General features: G+C 72.3%; 21 protein-coding genes. 16 read left to right on the top strand and 5 right to left on the bottom strand.

The window, feature by feature from the left end; translation table 11 throughout:
* Nucleotides 1–113: 113 nt before the first annotated feature.
* From rpsM to truA, 5 genes are all read left to right on the top strand, one after another.
* Complete coding sequence (rpsM, locus tag AB4K12_RS26400; protein WP_030368393.1) at nucleotides 114–494, top strand: 30S ribosomal protein S13; 381 nt, start codon at nucleotides 114–116, stop codon at nucleotides 492–494.
* 68 nt (nucleotides 495–562) lie between these two features.
* Nucleotides 563–967 (top strand): 30S ribosomal protein S11, encoded by a 405-nt coding sequence (gene rpsK / locus AB4K12_RS26405; protein WP_003948617.1) that lies wholly within the window; start codon nucleotides 563–565, stop codon nucleotides 965–967.
* A 148-nt stretch (nucleotides 968–1115) separates the two neighbouring features.
* Nucleotides 1116–2138 carry a DNA-directed RNA polymerase subunit alpha gene (locus AB4K12_RS26410; protein ID WP_004946635.1) on the top strand — a complete coding sequence of 341 codons (1023 nt, stop codon included), beginning with the start codon at nucleotides 1116–1118 and terminating at the stop codon, nucleotides 2136–2138.
* Nucleotides 2139–2326: 188 nt separating this feature from the next.
* Nucleotides 2327–2791: a 50S ribosomal protein L17 gene (gene rplQ, locus AB4K12_RS26415; protein ID WP_086567272.1), complete on the top strand. Its 465-nt coding sequence runs from the start codon at nucleotides 2327–2329 to the stop codon at nucleotides 2789–2791.
* A gap of 77 nt (nucleotides 2792–2868) precedes the next feature.
* Complete coding sequence (gene truA, locus AB4K12_RS26420) at nucleotides 2869–3723, top strand: tRNA pseudouridine(38-40) synthase TruA (RefSeq protein WP_368436736.1); 855 nt, start codon at nucleotides 2869–2871, stop codon at nucleotides 3721–3723.
* Between the two features lie 46 nt (nucleotides 3724–3769).
* On the opposite strand, the gene AB4K12_RS26425 is transcribed toward truA, so the two are convergent.
* Nucleotides 3770–5905 carry a glycosyltransferase family 4 protein gene (locus AB4K12_RS26425; protein WP_368436738.1) on the bottom strand — a complete coding sequence of 712 codons (2136 nt, stop codon included), beginning with the start codon at nucleotides 5903–5905 and terminating at the stop codon, nucleotides 3770–3772.
* A gap of 250 nt (nucleotides 5906–6155) precedes the next feature.
* Between AB4K12_RS26425 and AB4K12_RS26430 the strand changes: the two genes are divergently transcribed.
* Nucleotides 6156–6962 (top strand): hypothetical protein, encoded by an 807-nt coding sequence (locus tag AB4K12_RS26430; protein ID WP_368436740.1) that lies wholly within the window; start codon nucleotides 6156–6158, stop codon nucleotides 6960–6962.
* Nucleotides 6963–6985: 23 nt separating this feature from the next.
* Here the strand turns inward: AB4K12_RS26430 and AB4K12_RS26435 are convergent, their stop codons facing one another.
* Nucleotides 6986–8329 (bottom strand): hypothetical protein, encoded by a 1344-nt coding sequence (locus tag AB4K12_RS26435; RefSeq protein ID WP_368436742.1) that lies wholly within the window; start codon nucleotides 8327–8329, stop codon nucleotides 6986–6988.
* A 56-nt stretch (nucleotides 8330–8385) separates the two neighbouring features.
* Between AB4K12_RS26435 and AB4K12_RS26440 the strand changes: the two genes are divergently transcribed.
* From AB4K12_RS26440 to glmM, 4 genes are all read left to right on the top strand, one after another.
* The gene (locus AB4K12_RS26440; protein ID WP_362254309.1) at nucleotides 8386–10014 is read left to right on the top strand and encodes an ATP-binding cassette domain-containing protein; all 1629 of its coding nucleotides are present in this window, start codon (nucleotides 8386–8388) and stop codon (nucleotides 10012–10014) included.
* A gap of 238 nt (nucleotides 10015–10252) precedes the next feature.
* Complete coding sequence (rplM, locus tag AB4K12_RS26445; RefSeq protein WP_086569066.1) at nucleotides 10253–10699, top strand: 50S ribosomal protein L13; 447 nt, start codon at nucleotides 10253–10255, stop codon at nucleotides 10697–10699.
* A 39-nt stretch (nucleotides 10700–10738) separates the two neighbouring features.
* The gene (gene rpsI, locus AB4K12_RS26450; protein ID WP_086569064.1) at nucleotides 10739–11242 is read left to right on the top strand and encodes a 30S ribosomal protein S9; all 504 of its coding nucleotides are present in this window, start codon (nucleotides 10739–10741) and stop codon (nucleotides 11240–11242) included.
* Between the two features lie 142 nt (nucleotides 11243–11384).
* Nucleotides 11385–12743, top strand: coding sequence for a phosphoglucosamine mutase (gene glmM / locus AB4K12_RS26455; protein WP_362254311.1), 1359 nt, complete (start codon nucleotides 11385–11387; stop codon nucleotides 12741–12743).
* A gap of 94 nt (nucleotides 12744–12837) precedes the next feature.
* On the opposite strand, the gene coaA is transcribed toward glmM, so the two are convergent.
* Entirely contained in the window at nucleotides 12838–13818 is a 981-nt protein-coding gene (coaA, locus tag AB4K12_RS26460; RefSeq protein WP_086569060.1) for a type I pantothenate kinase, read from the bottom strand.
* 190 nt (nucleotides 13819–14008) lie between these two features.
* On the opposite strand from coaA, the gene AB4K12_RS26465 reads away from it, so the two are divergent.
* From AB4K12_RS26465 to AB4K12_RS26475, 3 genes are read left to right on the top strand one after another with little or no spacing between them, the layout of a single operon-like run.
* Complete coding sequence (locus AB4K12_RS26465; protein WP_368436745.1) at nucleotides 14009–14296, top strand: hypothetical protein; 288 nt, start codon at nucleotides 14009–14011, stop codon at nucleotides 14294–14296.
* Between the two features lie 38 nt (nucleotides 14297–14334).
* On the top strand, nucleotides 14335–16185 hold the full coding sequence (gene glmS / locus AB4K12_RS26470; RefSeq protein ID WP_368436747.1) for a glutamine--fructose-6-phosphate transaminase (isomerizing): 1851 nt from the start codon (nucleotides 14335–14337) through the stop codon (nucleotides 16183–16185).
* Nucleotides 16182–16550 carry a holo-ACP synthase gene (locus tag AB4K12_RS26475; RefSeq protein ID WP_086569058.1) on the top strand — a complete coding sequence of 123 codons (369 nt, stop codon included), beginning with the start codon at nucleotides 16182–16184 and terminating at the stop codon, nucleotides 16548–16550. Before glmS ends, AB4K12_RS26475 begins: the two co-directional genes overlap by 4 nt.
* 37 nt (nucleotides 16551–16587) lie before the next feature.
* Here the strand turns inward: AB4K12_RS26475 and AB4K12_RS26480 are convergent, their stop codons facing one another.
* A complete protein-coding gene (locus AB4K12_RS26480) occupies nucleotides 16588–17247 on the bottom strand; it encodes a response regulator (protein WP_368436749.1) in 660 nt (219 codons plus the stop codon).
* 74 nt (nucleotides 17248–17321) lie between these two features.
* Nucleotides 17322–18515: a sensor histidine kinase gene (locus AB4K12_RS26485; RefSeq protein WP_368436750.1), complete on the bottom strand. Its 1194-nt coding sequence runs from the start codon at nucleotides 18513–18515 to the stop codon at nucleotides 17322–17324.
* A 168-nt stretch (nucleotides 18516–18683) separates the two neighbouring features.
* On the opposite strand from AB4K12_RS26485, the gene AB4K12_RS26490 reads away from it, so the two are divergent.
* From AB4K12_RS26490 to AB4K12_RS26500, 3 genes are all read left to right on the top strand, one after another.
* Nucleotides 18684–18911, top strand: a complete 228-nt coding sequence (locus AB4K12_RS26490; protein ID WP_368436751.1) for a hypothetical protein — start codon at nucleotides 18684–18686, stop codon at nucleotides 18909–18911.
* Between the two features lie 126 nt (nucleotides 18912–19037).
* On the top strand, nucleotides 19038–19973 hold the full coding sequence (locus AB4K12_RS26495) for a MerR family transcriptional regulator (RefSeq protein WP_368436753.1): 936 nt from the start codon (nucleotides 19038–19040) through the stop codon (nucleotides 19971–19973).
* Nucleotides 19974–20046: 73 nt separating this feature from the next.
* Complete coding sequence (locus tag AB4K12_RS26500) at nucleotides 20047–23157, top strand: NACHT domain-containing protein (protein WP_368436755.1); 3111 nt, start codon at nucleotides 20047–20049, stop codon at nucleotides 23155–23157.

Genomic DNA, 23157 nt, shown 5'->3' on the forward strand with positions numbered 1-23157 from the left:
GTCCAGCTCAGGCTGGCGACACCTCCGGCGGGGGCCGGGGACCCGGAACGTACCTAGTACGGCGGCCGGGAACGGTTCTGTGTCAGACCCCCGAGAACATCTGGAGCCATTGAATGGCACGCGTTTCCGGTGTTGACATCCCGCGCGACAAGCGCGTGGAGGTTGCACTCACCTACGTCTTCGGTATCGGCCGTACCCAGTCGCAGGCGACTCTCGCCGCCACTGGCGTGAACCCGAACACCCGCGTTCGTGACCTTCCCGAAGAGGACCTGGTCAAGATCCGCGAGTACGTGGACGCCAACCTCAAGACCGAGGGTGACCTCCGTCGCGAGATCCAGGCCGACATCCGCCGCAAGGTCGAGATCGGCTGCTACCAGGGTCTGCGTCACCGTCGTGGCCTGCCGGTCCACGGTCAGCGCACCAGCACGAACGCTCGTACCCGCAAGGGCCCGCGTCGCGCGATCGCCGGCAAGAAGAAGCCGGGCAAGAAGTAGTCCGCAGCGGACGCTCACCAGCGGTCTTCGCTGTAGGACCGATCACCTCCACTCCACAGGAGTAAGACATGCCCCCCAAGGGTCGTCAGGGCGCTGCCAAGAAGGTGCGCCGCAAGGAAAAGAAGAACGTCGCTCACGGCCACGCGCACATCAAGAGCACGTTCAACAACACCATCGTTTCGATCACCGACCCCACGGGCAACGTGATCTCCTGGGCCTCCGCCGGCCACGTCGGCTTCAAGGGCTCGCGCAAGTCCACCCCGTTCGCCGCGCAGATGGCCGCCGAGTCGGCCGCTCGCCGCGCGCAGGAGCACGGCATGCGCAAGGTTGACGTCTTCGTCAAGGGCCCGGGCTCCGGTCGCGAGACCGCCATCCGTTCGCTCCAGGCGACCGGCCTCGAGGTTGGCTCCATCCAGGACGTCACCCCGACCCCGCACAACGGCTGCCGTCCGCCGAAGCGCCGCCGCGTCTGATCCGTCGGGTCGCGAGACCCGCTGATCATCATCGCGCCGCTTCGTAACGGCACACGGGCGGTACGGCTCCTCGGGGCCGTATCGCCCGTACCCTTGTAGTACCTCAGGACATCAAATAGTGGGTGTCCATGACTGAAGGATTCACACCATGCTGATCGCTCAGCGTCCCTCGCTGACCGAAGAGGTCGTCGACGAGTTCCGCTCGCGGTTCGTGATCGAGCCGCTGGAGCCGGGCTTCGGCTACACCCTCGGCAACTCCCTGCGTCGTACGCTCCTCTCCTCGATCCCGGGTGCGGCGGTCACGTCCATCCGCATCGACGGTGTCCTGCACGAGTTCACCACCGTGCCGGGCGTCAAGGAGGACGTCACCGACCTCATCCTGAACATCAAGCAGCTGGTCGTCTCCTCCGAGCACGACGAGCCGGTCGTGATGTACCTGCGCAAGCAGGGCCCCGGCCTGGTCACCGCTGCGGACATCGCCCCCCCGGCCGGCGTCGAGGTGCACAACCCCGACCTGGTCCTGGCGACCCTGAACGCCAAGGGCAAGCTGGAGATGGAGCTGACCGTCGAGCGCGGTCGCGGCTACGTCTCCGCCGTCCAGAACAAGCAGGTGGGCCAGGAGATCGGCCGTATCCCGGTCGACTCCATCTACTCGCCGGTTCTCAAGGTCACCTACAAGGTCGAGGCGACCCGTGTCGAGCAGCGCACCGACTTCGACAAGCTGATCGTCGACGTCGAGACCAAGCAGGCCATGCGCCCGCGCGACGCCATGGCGTCCGCCGGTAAGACCCTGGTCGAGCTGTTCGGTCTGGCCCGCGAGCTCAACATCGACGCCGAGGGCATCGACATGGGCCCGTCCCCCACGGACGCCGCCCTGGCCGCCGACCTGGCGCTGCCGATCGAGGAGCTCGAGCTCACCGTTCGGTCGTACAACTGCCTCAAGCGCGAGGGCATCCACTCCGTGGGTGAGCTCGTCGCCCGCTCCGAGGCCGACCTGCTCGACATCCGCAACTTCGGTGCGAAGTCGATCGACGAGGTCAAGGCGAAGCTGGCCGGCATGGGCCTGGCCCTCAAGGACAGCCCGCCCGGATTCGACCCGACCGCTGCCGCCGACGCCTTTGGCGCCGACGACGACGCGGACGCCGGTTTCGTGGAGACCGAGCAGTACTAAGAGCTCGGGCCTCACGGTTCGATCTTGCTGCAGGCCCGCTTCGGCTGGTCGCGCCCACGCGGCGGCAGCCGCAAATTGAATGCTTTCCCGCGCCCCTTACGGGGCGCGGGTCTTCGACGGGCGACCGCCCGCTCGGATACTGACTCCGGTACCTGATACGGCCGGGGCAGACACCTAGGAGAAACACCATGCCGCGTCCCACCAAGGGTGCCCGTCTGGGCGGCGGTGCCGCGCACGAGAAGCTGATGCTGGCGAACCTCGCCAAGTCGCTCTTCGAGCACGGCCGCATCACGACGACCGAGGCCAAGGCCCGCCGCCTGCGTCCGGTCGCCGAGCGCCTGATCACCAAGGCGAAGAAGGGCGACATCCACAACCGTCGCCAGGTGCTGCAGACGATCACCGACAAGGGCATCGTCCACACCCTCTTCACCGAGATCGCCCCGCGTTTCGCCGAGCGTCCGGGTGGCTACACCCGTATCACCAAGATCGGTAACCGTCGTGGCGACAACGCCCCGATGGCCGTTATCGAGCTGGTCGAGGGCGAGATCGCGAAGAAGGCGACCGTCGCCGAGGCCGAGGCCGCCACCAAGCGTGCGGTCAAGGAGTCCGAGGCCGCTGCCGAGGCTCCGGCCGAGGAGTCGAAGGACGCCTGACGACGCTGATGCGTGTCAGTGACGGGCCCGCCCCTTCCGGGGGCGGGCCCGTCCCGCATTTCTGAGAGGAACACTCGGTGAGTGACGAGGTGGCGCCCGGTTTCGTCCGGGTGCGGCTGGACCTGTCCTACGACGGCAAGGACTTCTCCGGCTGGGCGAAGCAGCGCGAGGGACAGCGCACGGTCCAGGGTGAGATCGAGGCCGCGATCCGGACCGTGACCCGGTCCCAGGAGACGTACGAGCTGACGGTCGCCGGGCGTACGGACGCCGGGGTGCACGCCCGCGGGCAGGTCGCGCATGTCGATCTGCCGGCCGAGGTGTGGGCCGAGCACGAGGACAAGCTGCTGCGTCGGCTCGCCGGCCGGCTGTCGCACGATGTCCGTGTGTGGAAGGTCGCCGAGGCGCCGGCCGGTTTCAACGCGCGCTTCTCCGCGATCTGGCGGCGCTACGCGTACCGGGTCGTCGACCACGTCGGTGGGGTCGACCCGCTGTTGCGCGGTCATGTCCTGTGGCACGACTGGCCGTTGGACGTGGACGCGATGAACGCCGCCGCGCGTGCGCTCGTCGGCGAGCACGACTTCGCCGCGTACTGCAAGAAGCGCGAGGGTGCGACGACCATCCGCACGCTCCAGCAGCTGAGCTGGGAGCGGGACGCGTCGGGTGTCATCACGGCGACCGTGCGCGCGGACGCGTTCTGCCACAACATGGTGCGGTCGCTGGTGGGTGCGATGCTGTTCGTCGGCGACGGCCACCGTCCGGTCGACTGGCCGGGGAAGGTGTTGGCCGCCGGGGTGCGGGACTCGGCGGTGCATGTCGTGCGGCCGCACGGGCTGACGCTGGAGGAGGTCGGTTATCCGGCCGACTCCGAGCTGGCGGCGCGGAACCTGGCGGCCCGCAACAAGCGGACGCTTCCCGGCAAGGGCTGCTGCTGATCCATCAGGTGGGCCTGGCGATGCGTCAGGCCCACCTGATGTCGTATCAGGCCTCTTCGGTGGCGGGAACGTTCACGGCCAGGTCGCTGGACATGGTGAAGTACGGGCGGACGCCCGAGACCGTGGGGTAGAGGTCGGTCTTGTTGCGGTCGACGATGTCGCCGATGAGCCGGCCGACACGGATCGGCTCCGCGTCGGGGGTGATCCGCAGGGCCAGGTCCCACGTCGTGGCCTCGCCGTCGGACCGCGCGGCGCGCAGCGCCTCGTAGGGGACGGTGACGCGGAAGGACGCGGGGTCCACGACCTCGACGTCCACCGACACCTCGGACGCGGTCTCGCCGCGCGGGGTGCCGATGACCACGGGGTTGCTCTCGGAGGTGAACTCCGTGCCGTGCAGGGTGCCTTCGACCGTGAGCGCGTCGTCGCCCGAGCGCACCGAGCGGGCCTCGGCGTGGGCGTCGCGGTGCCAGGCGCGCAGGGCGAGGTAGCCGTCGACGGTGGGGTAGGGCACCCACCAGGTGAAGGGGCCGCCCGGCAGGGGCTCGAGCTCGACCAGGCCGCGGCCCTCGGCGAGGTGCGAGACCACGCGGCGGCGGGCCTTGTCCTCGGCGCGCACCACGTGCAGGTCCCAGCGTCCCTCGCCCAGGCGCAGCGCGCTCCGTTCGAGTACGGCCGTCCAGGGGTCGCCGTCGGTGGCGGGCGGCCGCAGCGGTACGGCGATCGGCTTGCCCTCCTTGCGGCGGGTGACGGTCAGGGAGAGCGTCTCCCCGCTGACGCCCTTGGGCTGGACGAGGACGTGGATGTCGCCGGCGGCGTCGACGCGGCAGGAGGCCACCGGGCGCAGCGGCTTGCGGACGACGATGTCCTTGAGGACGGTCTTGACCGGCGGCTTGGCGGCCTTGGCCACCGGACGGCGCAGCGGTCGGATGAGCTTTCCGGCGGTGCGGCGCAGCAGCTTGCCGAGCGGGACCTGCTCGGGCTCGGCGGTGGCGGCGGTGGTGGCGGGCGCGGGCGCGGGCGCGGGTTCGGTGGCGCGGGCACGGGGGCCGCCGAGGCTGTCGATCAGTTCGAGGTACGCGTCGGCGATGCGTTCGGGGGCGTATCGCTGGGCGGATTTCCGGGCGGCGGCGCCCATGGCGCGGCGCAGGTCGTCGTCCTCGATGAGCTTGAGGAGGCCCTTGGCGATGGCGTCGCTGTCGCCGACGGGGACGAGCAGGCCGTCCGTGCCGTCGGTGATGATCTCGCCGGGGCCGTGCGGGCAGTCGGTGGCGACGACGGGGACGCCGCAGCCCATGGCCTCGACGATCGTCATGCCGAAGGACTCCTCGCGGGAGGTCACGGCGGCGATGGAGCCCTTGGCCCACTCGGTCTCGATGGGGGAGTGGGCGCCCATCAGGGTGATGGCCTCGGCGAGGCCGAGCCGCTCGATCTGGGCGCGGAGCTTGGGCAGCTCGGGGCCGCGGCCGTAGATGCGCAGCTTCCAGTCGGGGCGGGTGGCGGCGACGGTCTCCCAGGCCTTGACCAGCAGGTCGTAGCGCTTGACGGGGATGAGGCGGCCGGCGGCGACGACGAGCTTGGCGCTGCCGTCGGAGGGCTCGACCTCGGACGGGGGGCAGCCGTTGGGCAGGCAGACGAGCTTGGTCCTGACGTCCGGGAACCGCTCGCGGTGGGTGCGCGCGTCCGCCTCGGAGACGGTGGTGTGGGCGTCCAGGTGCGGGATGGAGGCGTCCTGGTAGGCGCGGATGGTCGGCTCGTGGGTGCCGTAGATCCGGTGCTCCTGGCCGATCCGCAGATAGCGGTCCTGGCCGAACTCCGCGAGGTACATCACCAGGCCGGGGCGGGTGGCCACCACGACGTCGGCGTCGGTCTCCGCGAGGTGTGCGGCGACGCGCTGGTCGGTGAGGGCGTTGAAGTGGGCGCCCTTGGCCTCCACCGGCGGGATGTACCCGCTGTCCTGCGTGAGCAGGGCGTTCTCGCGGTCCGCGCCCTTCTCGGCCCGCTGGTCGATGAGGTTGACCAGCTTGACCTTGGGGTGCAGGGGGAGGCTGGGCTTCTCGCCGGTGCGCATGGTGGACACGATCTCGACGTCGTGCCGGGCGGCGAGTGCGCTCGCGACATTGAACGTGGACCGGATCGTGCCGCCGATGCCGTAGGCGTTCTGCAAAAGGAAAGAGATCTTCATGGCGGTGTGTGCGCGGCCCGTCGTCGGCGGCGCGTCCGTCCTTCCCCCGTGGCCTGGGTGATGTCCGGGTCGTCCCGTGCTGATCGGCCCGATGGTTTGGTTGTGCGGTCCGATCCGCCGGTTAAGACCGTTGGGAGGGATTTCGGTTGCCTGCGCAGCCTACATTGTGGCTTGGGTCACGTCGCAAGAAGGTGTGAGGAGGACCGGCGCGGTGGGTGCTGGGAGGCGGGGAAGAGTGCGGAGGCGGTCGGTGGCGGCGGGTGTCGCCACGGCCGCGGTGCTGGGTCTGGTGGTCGGCTGTCAGGGCGGCGGGCCCGGCGCGGAGGGCGGTGCCGGGAGTGCCGAGACCGTCGAGGGCAAGGACGAGCCGCGGGTGGTGCGGGCCCGGGAGGCCGGCCGGCTCGGGCATGTGGAGCTGGGGCCGGGGGAGGTGCCGGGCCTGGTGATCGAGCGGGGCTCCGCGGTCACCGCCGGGCACGGCCGCCCGGACACGGACCGGGAGGCCTGCCGTCCGCTGGTGGTCGCGCTGGGCTCGCAGCCGCAGCCCGCGCCCGTGGCGTCCGTCGTGGACACCTTCGCGGCGCCCGCCGGGGGCAGCGGCTCCCAGGGGCTGCTGGGCACGATCCGGGTCTCCGCCTACGAGGGCGACGGCGCGAGCAGGACGCTGGGCGAGCTGCGCGAGGCCGCGGCGGAGTGCGCGGACGGCTTCGGGATGACGACGGGCGAGGGCGAGCCGCAGCGGTTCGAGGCGGTACGGGTCCTGGACGCGCCGGCGCTGGGCGACGAGGCCATGGCGTACCGGCTGGTCAACGCGGCCGAGCGGGCGCCGAGCCTGGTCACGGTCGTGCGCAGCGGGAGCACCCTGTCGATGTTCTTCGCCACCAATCTGGCCGATCCCGGGGGTGTGGAGATCCCGGAGCGGCTGGTGGCCGCGCAGGTCGCGAAGGTGGAGCGACCGGTCCGGTCCGGCCGGCCGGCCGTCGTGGCGACCGCCCGTCCGCACCTCGCCGAGGCGGGGGAGGCGGGTGCCGACGACGGCGGCGAGGCGGCGGAGTAGCCGGGCGGTCGGTGGCCGGGCGGTCAGCTCTCCTCCTTCTTGGGGGAGGCCGATCCGGACGGCGAGCCGGAGGGGCTCGCCGGCTGCGAGGGCTTCGTGGACGCCGCGGCGGAGGGCTTGCCGGAGGCGGCCGCCTGGGCGGTGGCGCGGGCCATGATGCGGCGGAAGGTGTAGCCGGACACGTCCCGGCCGGCCTGGAGGGCCTTGGTGTCGTCGGAGGGCACGGCCTCGCCGTTGGTGTAGCCGGCGACGGTGAAGTAGGCGTAGCGGCCCTCGGCGTTAGCCGTCAGCCGGCAGGCGGTGTTGCGGCAGAAGTCGGGCGCGTCGCCGCCGGTGAGGGACTCGATGTTGCCGGTGGACCGGTCCTTGGCCTTGTCGGCGGCGGCCTTGTCGTCGAACACGGCGACGCCGACGGTGACCGCGACGCCGTCGCGTACGTAGGTGGCGCGCAGCACCTTGCGGCAGCCGTTGTCCTTGAGGACCTGGCCGAGGCCGTTCTGGGCGGCCGTGTCGCAGTCGCTGGTGGTGGCCGTGTCGACGCGCTTGTAGACGCGCTTGTCGAGGCTGGGCCGGGAGTGCGGGAAGAGCGTCTTGGTGGTGAGCGGCGCCTTGTCCTTGTCCTGGTTGGCGATGAACTCACGGGGGTTGGGCGGGGCCACCGGGGAGAAGGTGGGCTCGGGGCCGCCCGAGGCGCTGGGGCGCTTGTCGGCGACCGACTTGCTCTTGTCGCCCTTGTCCGACATGACCACGGCCGTGGCCACGACGGCGGCGAGCGCCGCGGCGGCCAGCACACCGCCGCCGATCATCAGCACCTTGCGGCGCCGGCCGCGCGCGGCGGTGGAGTCGGCGAGGTGGTTCCAGTCGGGGGCCTGGCCGCCCGCGCCGGGTATCTGGTGCGGCGCGCCGCCGCCGAAAACGGGCGGCTGGGGGTGTGGCTGCGGCTGCGGCTGCGGCTGGTGCGGGGGCTGGGCCGCGGCCTGGGGCTGGGGCTGCTGAGCCGGCTGGGGCTGGGGCTGGGGCTGTCCCCAGGCCGAGCGGGGGTCGGGGGCGTGCCCGGGCGCGGGCTGCTGCGGCTGCCACGGGGGCAGGGGGGCGCCTCCGCCCTGCGGCGCGGCGGGAGGCTGCGGTGCGGGTGCGGGTGCGGGTGCGGGTGCGGGTGCAGGCGCGGGGGCCGGGGCCGGAGCGGGCGGCTGCGGCTGCTGCGGCCCCTGGGGCTCCGGGGTCTGCCCGGCCGGGGCCGGTGCGGCGGCCCCTGGTGCGCCCCCCGGTGCGGCCGGCTGCGCCGGCGGGGGCGGCGGCTCCCACGGCGGCGTGGACGGCTGAGACTCCCCCGGGGGCCCGTACGGCCCTGCCTGCCCGAAACTCATGGCGTGCATCGTAAACCGTTGGTCAAGGGCCCTCGGCACCGGCGAGAATCGCCCCCATGGGACATGTGGAAGCGGCACATCTGGAGTACCACCTTCCGGACGGGAGGACGCTGCTCGGCGATGTGTCGTTCCGGGTGGGCGAAGGGGCCTCGGTGGCCCTCGTCGGGGCCAACGGCGCGGGCAAGACCACGCTGCTGCGGCTGATCTCCGGCGAGCTCCAGCCGCACGGCGGCTCGGTGACGGTCAGCGGCGGCCTCGGCGTGATGCCGCAGTTCGTGGGGTCCGTCCGGGACGACCGTACGGTCCGTGACCTGCTGGTCTCCGTGGCCCACCCGCGCATCCGCGAGGCGGCCCGGGCCGTCGACGCGGCCGAGCTCGCGATCATGGAGCGGGACGACGAGGCCGCGCAGATGGCCTACGCGCAGGCGCTCAGCGACTGGGCCGAGGCCCACGGCTACGAGGCCGAGACCACCTGGGACATCTGCACCATGGCCGCGCTCGGCGTCCCGTACGACCAGGCCCAGTGGCGCAAGGTGCGCACGCTCTCCGGCGGCGAGCAGAAGCGCCTGGTGCTCGAGTCGCTGCTGCGCGGCACCGACGAGGTGCTGCTGCTGGACGAGCCGGACAACTACCTCGACGTCCCCGGCAAGCGCTGGCTGGAGGAGAGGCTGCGCGAGACGAAGAAGACCGTGCTCTTCGTCTCCCACGACCGCGAGCTGCTGGCCCGCTCCGCCGAGAAGATCATCAGCGTCGAGCCGGGCCCGGCGGGCAGCGACGTATGGGTGCACGGCGGCGGCTTCGGCACGTACCACGACGCCCGCAAGGAGCGCTTCGCCCGCTTCGAGGAGCTGCGCAAGCGCTGGGACGAGAAGCACGCCCAGCTGAAGAAGCTGGTGATCAACCTTCGGCAGGCCGCCGCGGTCAGCCACGAGATGGCCTCCCGCTACGCCGCCGCCCAGACCCGGCTGCGCAAGTTCGAGGAGGCCGGTCCGCCGCCGGAGCCGCCGCGCGAGCAGGACATCCGGATGCGGCTGCGCGGCGGCCGCACCGGCGTGCGGGCGCTGACCTGCGAGAAGCTGGAGCTCACGGGGCTGATGAAGCCCTTCGACCTGGAGGTCTTCTACGGCGAGCGGGTCGCGGTGCTGGGCTCGAACGGCTCCGGGAAGTCGCACTTCCTGCGCCTGCTCGCCGGGGACGCCGAGAACCCGGTGGCCCACACGGGCATGTGGAAGCTGGGCGCGCGCGTCGTGCCCGGGCACTTCGCGCAGACCCACGCCCACCCGGAGCTCATGGGGCGCACCCTGACCGACATCCTGTGGACCGAGCACGCCCGGGACCGGGGCCAGGCGATGTCGGCGCTGCGCCGCTACGAGCTGGAGAAGCAGGGCGACCAGCCCTTCGAGAAGCTGTCGGGCGGCCAGCAGGCGCGCTTCCAGATCCTGCTGCTGGAGCTGGTGGGGACGACGGCCCTGCTGCTGGACGAGCCGACGGACAACCTGGACCTGGAGAGCGCGGAGGCGCTGCAGGAGGGGCTGGAGGCGTACGACGGGACGGTGCTGGCGGTGACGCACGACCGCTGGTTCGCGCGCTCGTTCGACCGCTTCCTGGTCTTCGGCGCGGACGGGACCGTCCGCGAGGTCCCGGAGCCGGTGTGGGACGAGGGCCGGGTGGCCCGTAAACGCTAGGGCGCGGGTGTCCGGTGGGACCATGTTTTGACCCGGCCAGTGGGCGCCCGGTACTCTACGAGTTCGTTATGCGTATTGGCTTGGTCGTTCTCACGCGAGGGGCCCTTACGCTTGTCCGCCAGGGTGATCGCCGCTGGCCGGCACGCGGGTTGCGTCCCCGTTGTGCGGCCGTTGCTGCGTGATCGTCCCCGGCGGGCCGTGTCAGGACCCACTCACTGAAGAAGCGAAGGCTACGACCGTGCGTACGTTCAGCCCCAAGCCCGGCGATGTCCAGCGCCAGTGGCACATCATCGACGCGCAGGACGTCGTCCTGGGCCGTCTGGCCTCTCAGGCCGCCTCCCTGCTGCGCGGCAAGCACAAGCCTGTGTACGCCCCGCACATGGACATGGGTGACTTCGTCGTCATCATCAACGCCGACAAGGTGCACCTGTCCGGCAACAAGAAGACCCAGAAGATGGCCTACCGCCACTCTGGCTTCCCGGGTGGTCTGCGCTCCGTCCGCTACGACGAGCTGCTCGACAAGAACCCCGAGAAGGCCGTCGAGAAGGCGATCAAGGGCATGCTGCCCAAGAACTCCCTCGGCCGTCAGATGCTCACGAAGCTGAAGGTCTACTCGGGCGACCAGCACCCGCACGCCGCCCAGCAGCCGCAGCCGTTCGAGATCACCCAGGTCAAGCAGGGCTAAGTCCCGGCCACCGCCGAACCAGAAAGTCTGAGGAGAATCGTGGCTGAGACCACCGCCGAGATGCCGGTCGAGGGCGTCGAGGAGTACACCACCGAGACCGAGGTCGTGGAGTCGGAGTACACCTCCGAGTCCCTCGCGTCCCGCTTCGGCGACCCGCAGCCGGCCGCCGGCCTGGGCCGTCGCAAGAACGCCATCGCCCGCGTCCGGATCGTTCCGGGCTCCGGCAAGTGGAAGATCAACGGTCGCACCCTTGAGGACTACTTCCCCAACAAGGTGCACCAGCAGGAAGTCAACGAGCCCTTCAAGGTGCTCGAGCTCGACGACCGCTACGACGTCATCGCCCGCATCGCGGGTGGCGGCGTGTCCGGCCAGGCCGGCGCCCTGCGCCTCGGTGTGGCCCGCGCCCTGAACGAGGCGGACGTGGACAACAACCGCGGCCCGCTGAAGAAGGCCGGCTTCCTGAGCCGCGACGACCGTGCGGTCGAGCGCAAGAAGGCCGGTCTGAAGAAGGCCCGCAAGGCTCCGCAGTACAGCAAGCGCTAAATCCGCGCTTTGCAGCACTGCCCGAACGCCCCGGCGGCACGTTCCGTGCCCGCCGGGGCGTTCGGCCATTACCGGTCAGGACTTGGTACGTATGTTCGGGGCCTCGCGGCGTGGCCCCGCCCCGCTTTTTGGGAGGACACCAGTGGGACGACTCTTCGGTACGGACGGCGTGCGCGGTGTCGCCAACGCCGATCTGACGGCTGAGCTCGCGCTCGGCCTGTCGGTCGCGGCGGCGCACGTGCTCGCCGAGGCGGGTACGTTCGAGGGCCATCGGCCGGTGGCGGTGGTCGGGCGTGATCCGCGTGCGTCCGGGGAGTTCCTCGAGGCCGCCGTGGTGGCCGGACTCGCCAGCGCGGGCGTGGACGTCCTGCGGGTGGGCGTGCTGCCCACCCCGGCCGTCGCCTACCTCACCGGCGTGCTCGGCGCCGACCTCGGCGTGATGCTCTCCGCCAGCCACAACGCCATGCCCGACAACGGCATCAAGTTCTTCGCCCGCGGTGGCCACAAGCTCGCCGACGAGCTCGAGGACCGCATCGAGGAGACCTACCGGGCCCACGCCTCCGGCGAGCCCTGGGACCGTCCCACCGGCGCCGGCGTCGGCCGGGTCCGCGACTACGACCAGGGCTTCGACAACTACGTCGCCCACCTGATCGGCGTCCTGCCCAACCGCCTCGACGGCATCAAGGTCGTCATCGACGGCGCCCACGGCGCCGCGTCCCGCGTCTCGCCCGAGGCCTTCTCGCGCGCCGGCGCCGAGGTCGTCACCATCGGCACCGAGCCCGACGGCCTCAACATCAACCACGAGTGCGGCTCCACCCACCTGGACAAGCTGCGCGCCGCCGTCGTCGAGCACGGCGCCGATCTGGGCGTCGCCCACGACGGCGACGCCGACCGCTGCCTGGCCGTGGACGCCAAGGGCACCGAGATCGACGGCGACCAGATCCTCGCCGTCCTGGCGCTCGCCATGCGCGAGGCGGACTCGCTGCGCAAGAACACGGTCGTCGCGACCGTCATGTCCAACCTGGGCTTCAAGCTGGCCATGGAGCGCGAGGGCGTCCAGCTCGTCCAGACGGCGGTCGGCGACCGCTACGTCCTGGAGGAGATGAAGGCGAACGGCTTCGCCCTGGGCGGCGAGCAGTCCGGCCACGTCATCGTCCTGGACCACGCCACGACCGGCGACGGCACCCTCACCGGCCTGATGCTGGCCGCCCGCGTCGCCGCCACCGGCCGCACGCTGGCCGACCTGGCCGGCGTCATGGAGCGCCTGCCGCAGGTCCTGATCAACGTCCGTGACGTCGACAAGTCCCGCGTGGGCTCCTCCACCGAGCTCGCCGCGGCCGTCAACGCCGCCGAGCAGGAGCTGGGCTCCACCGGCCGCGTCCTGCTGCGCTCCTCCGGCACCGAGCCGCTCGTCCGGGTGATGGTCGAGGCCGCCGACATCGAGCAGGCGCGCGCCGTGGCGCAGCGCCTGGCCGACGTCGTGAAGTCGGCGCTGGGCTAGGCCCCGCCCTTTCCGCCGCTCGCGCCGTCTCGCCCGGAAGTCGTTCCGGGCGGGGCGGCGCGGGTGTATCGGGGATGGTCGGTACCGGGGGTGGTCAGAGCTTGCGCAGGGAGAGGCGCTGGACCTTGTGGTCGGGGCCCTTGCGCAGGATCAGGTTGGAGCGGCCTCGGGTGGGCGCCACGTTCTCCAGCAGGTTCGGCTTGTTGATGGTGCGCCAGTTGCGGCGCGCGTAGTCCAGCGCCTCCTCCTCGGAGACCTGGGTGTAGCGGCGGAAGTAGGAGTCGGGGTCCTGGAAGGCCGTCGCCCGCAGCTTTCTGAACCGCTCGTAGTACCAGCGCTCGATGTCCTCGGCGCGGGCGTCCACGTAGACGCTGAAGTCGAAGAAGTCGGCGAGTGAGACGCGCGTGCGCCCGTCCTGGCCGGGCTGGGCCGGCTGCAGGACGTTGAGGCCCTCGATGATCAGGATGTCGGGGCGGTGCACGGTCAGTCGCTCGCCGGGCACGATGTCGTAGATGAGGTGGGAGTAGACCGGCGCGGACACCTCGTCCTTGCCGGCCTTCACGTCCGCGACGAAGCGGGTCAGGGCCCGGCGGTCGTAGGACTCGGGGAAGCCCTTCCGGGACATCAGGCCGCGGGCCTGCAGCTCGGCGTTCGGCAGCAGGAAGCCGTCCGTCGTGACCAGCTCGACGCGCGGGTGCTCGGGCCAGCGGGCCAGCAGGGCCTGCAGCAGGCGGGCCGTGGTCGACTTGCCCACCGCGACGCTGCCGGCGACGCCTATGACGAAGGGCGTGCCGCGTTGGGCCCCCTTCTCGCCCAGGAAGGTGTTGAGCGCCCCGCGCAGGCTGCCGGTGGCCCCGACGTAGAGGTTGAGCAGACGGGACAGCGGCAGGTAGATGTCGCGGACCTCGTCCAGGTCGATGACGTCACCGAGCCCGCGCAGGCGCTCGACCTCGTCGGCGGTCAGCGGCAGGGGGGTGTTCTCGCGCAGCGCGCTCCACTCCGCCCGGGTCAGGTCCACGAACGGCGAGGAGTCTGCGCGGCGCCTTTGCTGCGGCTGCTCAATGGTGGTCGGCACGGGCCCATTGTGCGCGGCGGGCGCGCGGGCATCACTTCGGGGGGCCCGAGGGGCTCGCGCGCGGGCAGTGACGCAAGGGATCGGAGGGGTACCAGTGGGTGAAGTTTCTCGCCGGGGTCTGTACTTACTTGCCGGTCAGGAATAACGTCCAGCGTCCTGTCCGTACGCATCACGCGAGGAGCCCGGCTCCGTGTTCGTCTTCCTGCTCGTACTCCGCCGCGTCCGACTCGCCCGGCAGGGCCTCCTCCGCCTCGTGCGCCGCGGGGCGCCGCCCGTGCACACCGCCCTCGGGGCGCGGCCCTCCCTCGCCGACCGGGTGCACGGCGACCTGTCCGCCGAGCTGCCCGACGAGGACCTCGGGCAGGACCTCGACGACTGCCTCGACCGGTACGTTCTCGGCAGCAAACCGCGCTGCGAGGAGGTCGAGTACCTGGAGCTCGTGCAGGAGGCCATCGACCGGATCGAGCGCGGGCATTGACCCACGGGCGCCGACCCCCGGGCCGTACGCTGCACACCATGTGCGGAATCGTTGGCTATGTGGGAGGGCAGTGCGCCCTCGACGTCGTATTGGCAGGGCTGCGGCGCCTGGAGTACCGCGGCTACGACTCGGCCGGGGTGGCGGTCCTGGCCGACGGCGGGCTGGCGTCGGCGAAGAAGGCCGGCAAGCTCGCCAACCTGGAGAAGGAGCTGGCCGACCGGCCGCTCCCGTCCGGGCCGACGGCCATCGGGCACACCCGCTGGGCCACACACGGCGGCCCGACGGACGCCAACGCCCACCCCCACCTCGACAACCCGGGCCGGGTGGCCGTCGTCCACAACGGCATCATCGAGAACTTCGCCGCGCTGCGCGCCGAGCTGGCCGAGCGGGGGCACGCGCTGGGCTCGGAGACCGACACCGAGGTCGTCGCCCACCTGCTGTCCGAGGCCTTCTCCTCCTGCGGCGACCTCGCCGAGGCCATGCGGCAGGTCTGTCGCCGGCTCCAGGGCGCGTTCACGCTCGTGGCGGTGCACGCGGACGAGCCGGACGTGGTCGTGGGCGCGCGGCGCAACTCCCCGCTGGTCGTCGGCGTCGGCGACGGCGAGAACTTCCTCGCCTCCGACGTCGCCGCCTTCATCGCCCACACCCGCGAGGCCATCGAGCTGGGCCAGGACCAGGTCGTCGAGCTGCGCCGCGACGGCGTGACCGTCACCGGCTTCGACGGCGCGCCCGCGGACGACGTGCGCACGTACCACGTGGACTGGGACGCCTCGGCGGCCGAGAAGGGCGGCTACGACTACTTCATGCTCAAGGAGATCGCCGAGCAGCCCAAGGCCGTGGCCGACACGCTGCTGGGACGGATCGACGCGGCGGGCTCGCTGACGCTGGACGAGGTGCGCATCCCCGACTCCGTGCTGCGGGAGGTCGACAAGGTCGTCATCGTCGCCTGCGGCACGGCCTACCACGCGGGCCTGATCGCCAAGTACGCCATCGAGCACTGGACGCGCATCCCGTGCGAGACGGAGCTGGCCAGCGAGTTCCGCTACCGCGACCCGATCCTCGACCAGCGCACGCTCGTCGTCGCGATCAGCCAGTCCGGCGAGACCATGGACACCCTCATGGCGCTGCGGCACGCCCGCGAGCAGGGCGCCAAGGTGCTGGCCATCTGCAACACCAACGGTTCGACGATCCCCCGCGAGTCGGACGCCGTCCTCTACACCCACGCCGGCCCCGAGGTGGCGGTCGCCTCCACGAAGGCGTTCCTGACCCAGCTGGTCGCCTGCTACCTGGTGGCGCTGTACCTGGGCCAGGTGCGCGGCACCAAGTGGGGCGACGAGGTGCGCGGCGTGGTCCGCGAGCTGTCGGTGATCGGCGCCCAGGTGGAGGAGGTGCTCGGCACCATGGAGCCGGTGCGTGAGCTGGCCCGCTCCCTGGCCGACAAGAACACCGTGCTCTTCCTGGGCCGTCACGTGGGCTACCCGGTGGCCCTCGAGGGCGCCCTGAAGCTCAAGGAGCTCGCCTATATGCACGCCGAGGGGTTCGCGGCCGGAGAGCTCAAACACGGGCCGATCGCGCTGATCGAGAAGGACGTGCCGGTGGTGGTGGTCGTGCCCTCGCCACGCGGGCGCTCGGTCCTGCACGACAAGATCGTCTCCAATATCCAGGAGATCCGGGCGCGCGGCGCCCGCACCATCGTGATCGCCGAACGGGGCGACGAGGCGGTACGCCCCTACGCCGACCACCTGGTGGAGGTCCCGGCGACGCCGGTGCTGCTGCAGCCGCTGGTCGCCACCGTGCCGCTGCAGGTCTTCGCGTGCGAACTGGCGACGGCCCGGGGCAACGAGGTCGACCAGCCGCGCAACCTCGCGAAGTCGGTGACGGTCGAATGATCGTCGGAGTGGGGATCGACGTCGCCGAGATCGAGCGGTTCGACGCGGCGCTGCGGCGCACGCCCGCCATGGCGGGCCGGCTGTTCGTGGAGCGCGAGCTGTACCTGCCCACCGGCGAGCGGCGGGGCATCGCCTCGCTGGCCGCCCGCTTCGCCGCGAAGGAGGCGCTGGCCAAGGCCCTGGGCGCGCCCGGCGGGCTGCTCTGGACGGACGCGGAGGTCGTGACCGAGGGCAGCGGCCAGCCGCGGCTGGTGGTCACGGGAACGGTGGCCGCGCGCGCGGAGGCGCTGGGGGTGACGTCCTGGCACGTCTCGCTGAGCCATGACGCGGGGGTGGCCTCGGCGGTGGTGATCGCGGAGAAGTAGGGGGTCCGAGGGGCCGGGGGCCGTGGTGTGCGGCCCCTCACGCCTCCCCGGCGTCGTGGACCAGCAGCGCGATCTGCACCCGGTTGTTCAGGTCCAGCTTGGTGAGGATGCGCGAGACGTGCGTCTTGACCGTGGGGACGGACATGTAGAGCTCCGCCGCGATCTCGGCGTTCGCCTTGCCCCGCCCCACGGCGGTGGCGACCTCGCGCTCCCGCTCGCCCAGGACCGCCAGCCGCTCGCGGGCCGCCTCCGCCCGCGGGCGCCGCTGCGCGTCGCCGCCCGACACCTGGGCGATGAGCTGCTGCGTCACCGCCGGGGACAGCACGGGCTCCCCGGCCGCCACCTTCCGTACCGCCTCCACGATCTCCCGTGGCGGGGTGTCCTTGAGGACGAACCCGGCCGCGCCCGCCCGCAGGGCGCGCAGCACGTGCTCGTCGGTGTGGAACGTGGTCAGCACGATCACCTCGGGCGGCTCCGGACGCCCGCGCAGCGCCTCGGTGGCGGCCAGCCCGTCCGTGCCCGGCATCCGGATGTCCATCAGTACGACGTCGGGGGAGTGCGCCACGACCAGCGGCCCCACCTCGCCGCCGTCGGCGGCCTCGGCGACCACCTCGAGGTCGGGTGCGCCGCCGAGCATCAGGCGCAGCCCGGCCCGTACCAGCGGGTCGTCGTCGACGAGGAGCACGCGGATGCTCACGGCGGGAGCCTCACATTCTGGGTGTGGTGCGGTGCGGGTGCCGGACCGGGCGCGGCGCTACCGGCCGTCCGGTCTCATCCGGCCGGCGGCGCTTCGCGGTGCGGGTCCGCGGGCCAGGGTAGCCAGGCGGCCAGCCGGAAGTCCTCCCCGTCCCGGCCGTGCTCGAGCCGTCCGCCGGCCAGCGCGGCCCGTTCCCCGAGCCCGATGAGCCCCTGCCCGGCCCCGGGAATGGCCGGCCCGGCCGGCGAGGGCTCGCCCGCCGTGGCATCGGGCAGGGCGTTGCGCACCTCGATGCCGAGGCCGCCGCCCGGCCCGCCGGAGATCCTCACACGCACCGGGACGTCCGGGGCGTGCTTACGGGCGTTGGTGAGGGCCTCCTGGACGATGCGGTAGGCGGTGCGTCCCAGGGCGGCCGGGGCCGCCCCGGTCTCCGCCTCGCCGGGCGGCTCGTAGTCGATCCGCGTGCCCGCCTTCCCCGCCTCCTCCACCAGCCGGGCCACGTCGCCGAGCGTCGGCTGCGGCCGCCCGTCGCCCACGGGCGCGCGCAGCACCCCGATGACCTCGCGCAGGTCCTGCAGCGCCTGGTGCGCGCTGTCGCGGATCACTCCGGCGGCGCGCCCGATCTCGGCGGGTGGGGCCCCCGGGTTGTACTCCAGCGCCCCCGCGTGGACGCTCAGCAGCGACAGCCGGTGCGCGAGCACGTCGTGCATCTCCCGCGCGATCTCCTCACGGGCCCGCTGGGTCGCCCGGGCGGCCCGCAGGGCCGACTCGGCCTCCGCCAGTTCGGCCCGCTCCCGCAGCGAGTCGATGAGCTGCCGCCGGGAGCGGCGGAACAGCCCCCACCCGAGGGCCCCGGCGATCAGCGCGAAGTAGGTGAGCGCCGCGCCGGCCCGGCTCTCGTCCGTCTCCGGCAGCTCGTGGAGGAACACCGGCAGCGGGGCGAACGCGAGGGCCGCGACCCACGCGGTGACGCGCCACGGCCGGCCGGCGGCGACGGTGAACACCGCGACCAGGGCCGGGCCCGTCATGTAGTGCGCCAGGCTCCCGGCCACCAGCAGCGCCACGGCCAGCTGCACCGGCCACCGCCGCCGCAGGAACACGGCCGCGCACCCGAGCCCGCCCACCACCTGGTCGGCGACCTGCCAGCCCGGCCCCATGTCCTGCGGCAGCGGGATCGACCGCGAGCTGATCGCGGCGAAGCAGGCCGCGAAGAGGAACAGCCCGATGTCGGCGGCCCAGTCGCGGCGGGTTCGGTGAACGTGGTTCATGACGGCGAATCTACGGTTCTGTTCGAGGGCGCCGGGCCGCCGTCGGGCGGGCGGATACTTTCGGATGACGGGCGGCCGTGCAGCCGGAGACTTTGGTCGCCCCACGGCCCTCGAACCGGCTCCCTACGGCCGATGCGGGGCACGGCCCGCCCTTCGTACCGTCGGGGCATGAACAATCCCCTCCAGCGCCTGCTGGGCTTCGTCAGCTTCGTGTTGATCGTCGGAGGCATCAGCTGCCTGCTCCACGAGTGGCTCGGATGGTTCCGTCTGTTCGGCTTCCTGCGCTTCCTCGCGCCCGGCGGCTACGAGGTCTACAGCTATGTCGTGATGATCGCCCTGGGCATAGCGGTGGGCGCCGCGAGCGAGGCCGTGGGCCGGGAGCGGCCCCGCCCGTAGGACCGCCAGGACCGTCCGAATCGGGGTCCGTATCGGGGTCCGAATCGGGTTCCGTATCCGGGTCCGTATCGGGGTCCGTGCCTACGCTTTGACTCTCCAGCGACGGGAGACACCAAGGTGACGGGCATGGACGGCGACACCTCCCTCCACTCCATCGGCGAGCTGGCTCGTCTGACCGGTCTCACGGTCAAGACGATCCGGTTCTGGTCCGACGAGGGCGTGGTGCCGCCGGCCGACCGTACGCCCGCGGGCTACCGGCTCTACGGGCAGGACGCCCTGGCCCGGCTCGGCCTCGTCCGTACGCTGCGCGACCTCGGGGTCGGCCTCGCGACCATCCGGCAGGTGCTGGAGCGCGAAGTGACCGTCGCCGAGGTCGCCGCGGTGCACGCCGAGGCGCTGGAGACGCAGATCCGAACCCTGCGGCTGCGCCAGGCCGTCCTCCGAGCCGTCGCCGGACGCGGGTCCACACCGGAGGAGATGGAACTCATGCACACGCTCGCCCACCTGACCGACCGGGAACGCCGCCGCCTCATCCACGACTTCATCGACAACGCCTTCGAGGGCCTGGACGTCGACCCCGGCTTCCTGGCCACCCTGCGCGACGCCATGCCGGTCCTGCCCGACGACCCGGCGCCGGAACAGGTCGACGCCTGGGTGGAGCTCGCCGGGCTCGTCCAGGACGAGGACTTCCGCGCCGGCATGCGACGCGCCGCCGAGGACCAGATCCGGGCGCGGGACGAGGCCGGGCAGCCCGAGCCGGACGAGGCGCGGAGGCTGGCCGACCTGATCCGCGAGCGCACCGCCGAGGCGCGGAAGGCCGGCCTCGCACCGGAGTCGGAGTCGGCGCGGCCGCTCGTCGACGAGCTGGCGCGGCAGTGCGCCGGGCTCGCCGGGCGCGAGGACGGCCCGGAGTTCCGGCGGTGGCTGCTGGAGCGGCTGGAGATCGGCAACGACTCCCGCTACGAGCGCTACTGGCGGCTCCTCGCCGTGATCAACGGCTGGCCCGCGCCGGACATGGGCCCGGCCGTCGAGTGGCTGAGCGCCGGGCTGCGCGCCGCCTGATGTGATCACCCGTCCCCCGCCGTCCTGCTGTCGTATCGTCAGGCGGGACGGCGGAGGTGAAGGGGGCGGCGGCGTGCATCCGGCGAGGGAGCGCATTGCGGCGGTGTTCGGCGGGCGGACCCAGGGCAGCGGCTACCTGCTGGCGCCGAACCTCGTCCTGACCGCGGCACACGTCGTCGGCGACTGCGAGGCGCCCGCGGTGATCGTCCCCGGCGGCGTCGGCAAGGTGCGCTGCCGGGTGGCGTGGACGCGCGACGACAACCGCCGCTGCGACGTCGCCCTGCTCGTCGCCGAGCGGGACGTCGTCGACGAGGAGACGGCCGCAGCCTTCGAGCCGCTGGTGTGGGGGCGCGCCTACGACCTGCGGGCCTGGCCCGGCGCACAGGCCATCGGCTACCCGCACGCCCAGCGGGACGCGGCGGGCGACCTCGACACCGAACAGGTCGTCGGCGCGCTCAAGCCCGGCAGCCACCTTCTCAGCGGCCGGCACGTCCTCGACAGCGACCACGGCGCGCCGGCGCCGCCCGCCGACGGCGGCTCGCCGTGGGCCGGGATGTCGGGGGCCGCCGTCTTCGTGGACGGGCTGCTCGCCGGCGTCGTGTGCGCCGACCCGGGCGGCTGGCGGCACGGTCGGCTCACGGTCACGCCCTCGGAGACGCTGTGGCAGGACTTCCGCTTCCTGCAGGAGTGCCTGCTCGCCGGCCACAAGCCGGAGTCGCGTTCGCTCGCCTCGCCCCAGCAGCTCGAGGTGGAGGCGTTCGAACGGCGGTTACGCGACTACATCGTGCGTACGTCCGGCGAGCTGACCATCATCGGGCTGACGCTCGGCGACGGCGACGGGGAGGCCTGGCCGCTGGACGCCGCCTACCTCAGCCTCGAGCTGTCGGGCGGCGGCCGGGCCATGGCCGCGGAAGGTTTCGAACTGCCCGGCGGCGGCCCGACGGCCCGGTCCGTACCGTCGCCCAAGCGCGCGGAGGAGGCACTCTCCGGACACAGACGAGTGCTGCTGCGGGGCGCGGCGGGCTCGGGCAAGACCACGCTGCTGCAATGGCTCGCCACGATCACCGCCCGCGGAGAACTGCCCCCGGGGTTGGGCCACCTGAGCGGATGCATGCCGCTGACCCTGCCCCTGCGGACGCTCATCCGGCGCGGCGAACTTCCACAGCCCGAGGAGTTCCTCGAGGCCGCCGCCCGACCGCTGGCCGGACTGCCCGCCGCCCGGGGATGGGCCACCCGGCGGCTGACCGAGGGCACGGCACTGCTGCTCATCGACGGCGTCGACGAGGTCCCCGAGGCCGACCGCCGCCGCACCCTGGCCTGGGTCAAGGACCTGCTGGCCGCCTACCCCGAGGCCCGGTACGTCATCACGACCCGCCCCTCCGCCGTACGCGAGGGCTGGCTGGCCGACGCCGGCTTCACGGAGCTCGAGCTCCTGCCCATGAGCCGCGGCGACGTCCTGGCCTTCATCCACCGCTGGCACGACGCGGCGGGCCTGCGCCACGACGAGCGGCTACGGGCCTTCCGCGACGCCCTGTCGGCGGCGGTCGTCGCCAAACGCGACCTGGGACGGCTCGCCACCAACCCCCTGATGTGCGCCCTGATCTGCGCACTCAACCGCTCGCGCCGCGGATACCTCCCCCACGGCCGCATGGAGCTCTACCGCGCCGCACTCGACCTGCTCCTCATCCGGCGGGACCGCGAGCGCGAGATCGCCGTCGGCCTGGAGGGCCCCGAGCTGGAACAGGCGCAGACCGCGCTCCTCCAGAAGATCGCCTACTGGCTGATCAGGAACGGCCGCTCCGAGATCGAGTGGCACAAGGCCGTGGAGATCCTGGAACGGGCACTGCCCGCCATGCCGGCGGTGGCGGCCCGGGGGAGCGCCGAGGACATACTGCGGCACCTGGTGGTACGCAGCGGACTGCTCCGGCAGCCGACGAGCGAGACCCTGGACTTCGTCCACCGCACCTTCCAGGACTACCTGGGCGCCCAGGCCGCCGTCGACGACTGGGACTTCAACCTGCTGGTCAACCACGCCCACGACGACCAGTGGGAGGACGTCCTGCGCATGGCGGTGGGCCACGCGCCGCCCCGGGCAAGGGCGGAGCTGCTGCGGATGCTGCTGGAGCGGGGACAGAAGGAAGAGGCCTACAGGGCTCGCCTGCACCTGCTGGCCGCCGCCTGCCTCGAGCACGCCACCGAGGTCGACTGGGAGGTGCGTACGCGAGTCGAGCAGGCGGCGGCCGAGCTGGTGCCGCCACGCGACCTGGAGTCCGCGAAGGAGCTCGCGACGGTCGGCCCGGTGGTGCTGGACCTGCTGCCGGGGCCGGAGGGGCTGTCGGACGAGGTGGCCCACGCGGTGGTCGTCGCGGCGACCACGGTGGCGGACGACCAGGCGATCCCCTTGCTGGCGCGGTACGCGGACCATCCGTCTCTGGACGTCCGGGCGCAGCTGGCGTGGGCCTGGGACCGCTTCGACACGCGGGCGTACGCGGACGCGGTGATCGCGCGGCTGGCCTACGAGGACCACGGCGGGGGCGGGCTGAACTTCGTCGTGAAGTCCCGCGAGCACGTCGCCGCGCTCAAGCGGCTCGGGGGTCGCCCCAGGGTGCAGATCCGCGGCCCGCTGAACGCCGAGGACCTCGCGGACCTCGATACCCCGGCGCTGACAGATCTCTTCGTTGTTCAGGCGTTCTATATGTTGGGGGAGTTGCCGCTGCCGCCCGGTCTGACGTATCTCTACCTGGCCTCGGACCCCGATGCAGTCCGGCTGGCGGGCCTGAGCCATCACCCCCGCCTGGAGACGGTGTTCTTGGACTACCCGGGTGCGGACCTGCGGCAGTACGGCCTGGAGACACTTCCCCGGTTGACGACGCTGGGCTGGTGCGGGGCGGATCTGACCTCGCTGGCCCAGGTGCGGCCGATCCCCTGGGTGCGGCGACTCTTCCTGACGTCGCCCACCGGCCTCGAGGGCCTGGCTTTCCTCCGGGAGGCCTTCCCAGGGCTTGGAGAAATGACTGTTTTTGCCGATATACCCGACAGTGAGCCGCTCGACCTGGCGCACCTGCGGGGCTCCCCGCCGTTCCGTTTGTTCATCCGATACGCGGGGCCCGTCCTCAATCGCGACCTGCTCGGCGACGGCTGGGAGCTACGCATCGGGCCGCTGCCTGCCCCGACGGGCCCCTGA

Source organism: Streptomyces sp. C36 (assembly GCF_040932295.1).
GTDB lineage: Bacteria > Actinomycetota > Actinomycetes > Streptomycetales > Streptomycetaceae > Streptomyces > Streptomyces triculaminicus.

Bases quoted from the DNA above. Each gene is read 5' to 3' on its own strand.
- AB4K12_RS26485 (WP_368436750.1), bottom strand. From the start codon at position 18,515: ATGAACCACGTTCACCGAACCCGCCGCGACTGGGCCGCCGACATCGGG.
- AB4K12_RS26425 (WP_368436738.1), bottom strand. From the start codon at position 5,905: ATGAAGATCTCTTTCCTTTTGCAGAACGCCTACGGCATCGGCGGCACG.
- rpsK (WP_003948617.1), top strand. From the start codon at position 563: ATGCCCCCCAAGGGTCGTCAGGGCGCTGCCAAGAAGGTGCGCCGCAAG.
- AB4K12_RS26490 (WP_368436751.1), top strand. From the start codon at position 18,684: ATGAACAATCCCCTCCAGCGCCTGCTGGGCTTCGTCAGCTTCGTGTTG.
- glmS (WP_368436747.1), top strand. From the start codon at position 14,335: ATGTGCGGAATCGTTGGCTATGTGGGAGGGCAGTGCGCCCTCGACGTC.
- AB4K12_RS26475 (WP_086569058.1), top strand. From the start codon at position 16,182: ATGATCGTCGGAGTGGGGATCGACGTCGCCGAGATCGAGCGGTTCGAC.
- AB4K12_RS26435 (WP_368436742.1), bottom strand. From the start codon at position 8,329: ATGAGTTTCGGGCAGGCAGGGCCGTACGGGCCCCCGGGGGAGTCTCAG.
- AB4K12_RS26440 (WP_362254309.1), top strand. From the start codon at position 8,386: ATGGGACATGTGGAAGCGGCACATCTGGAGTACCACCTTCCGGACGGG.
- rplQ (WP_086567272.1), top strand. From the start codon at position 2,327: ATGCCGCGTCCCACCAAGGGTGCCCGTCTGGGCGGCGGTGCCGCGCAC.
- rpsM (WP_030368393.1), top strand. From the start codon at position 114: ATGGCACGCGTTTCCGGTGTTGACATCCCGCGCGACAAGCGCGTGGAG.
- AB4K12_RS26410 (WP_004946635.1), top strand. From the start codon at position 1,116: ATGCTGATCGCTCAGCGTCCCTCGCTGACCGAAGAGGTCGTCGACGAG.
- AB4K12_RS26495 (WP_368436753.1), top strand. From the start codon at position 19,038: ATGGACGGCGACACCTCCCTCCACTCCATCGGCGAGCTGGCTCGTCTG.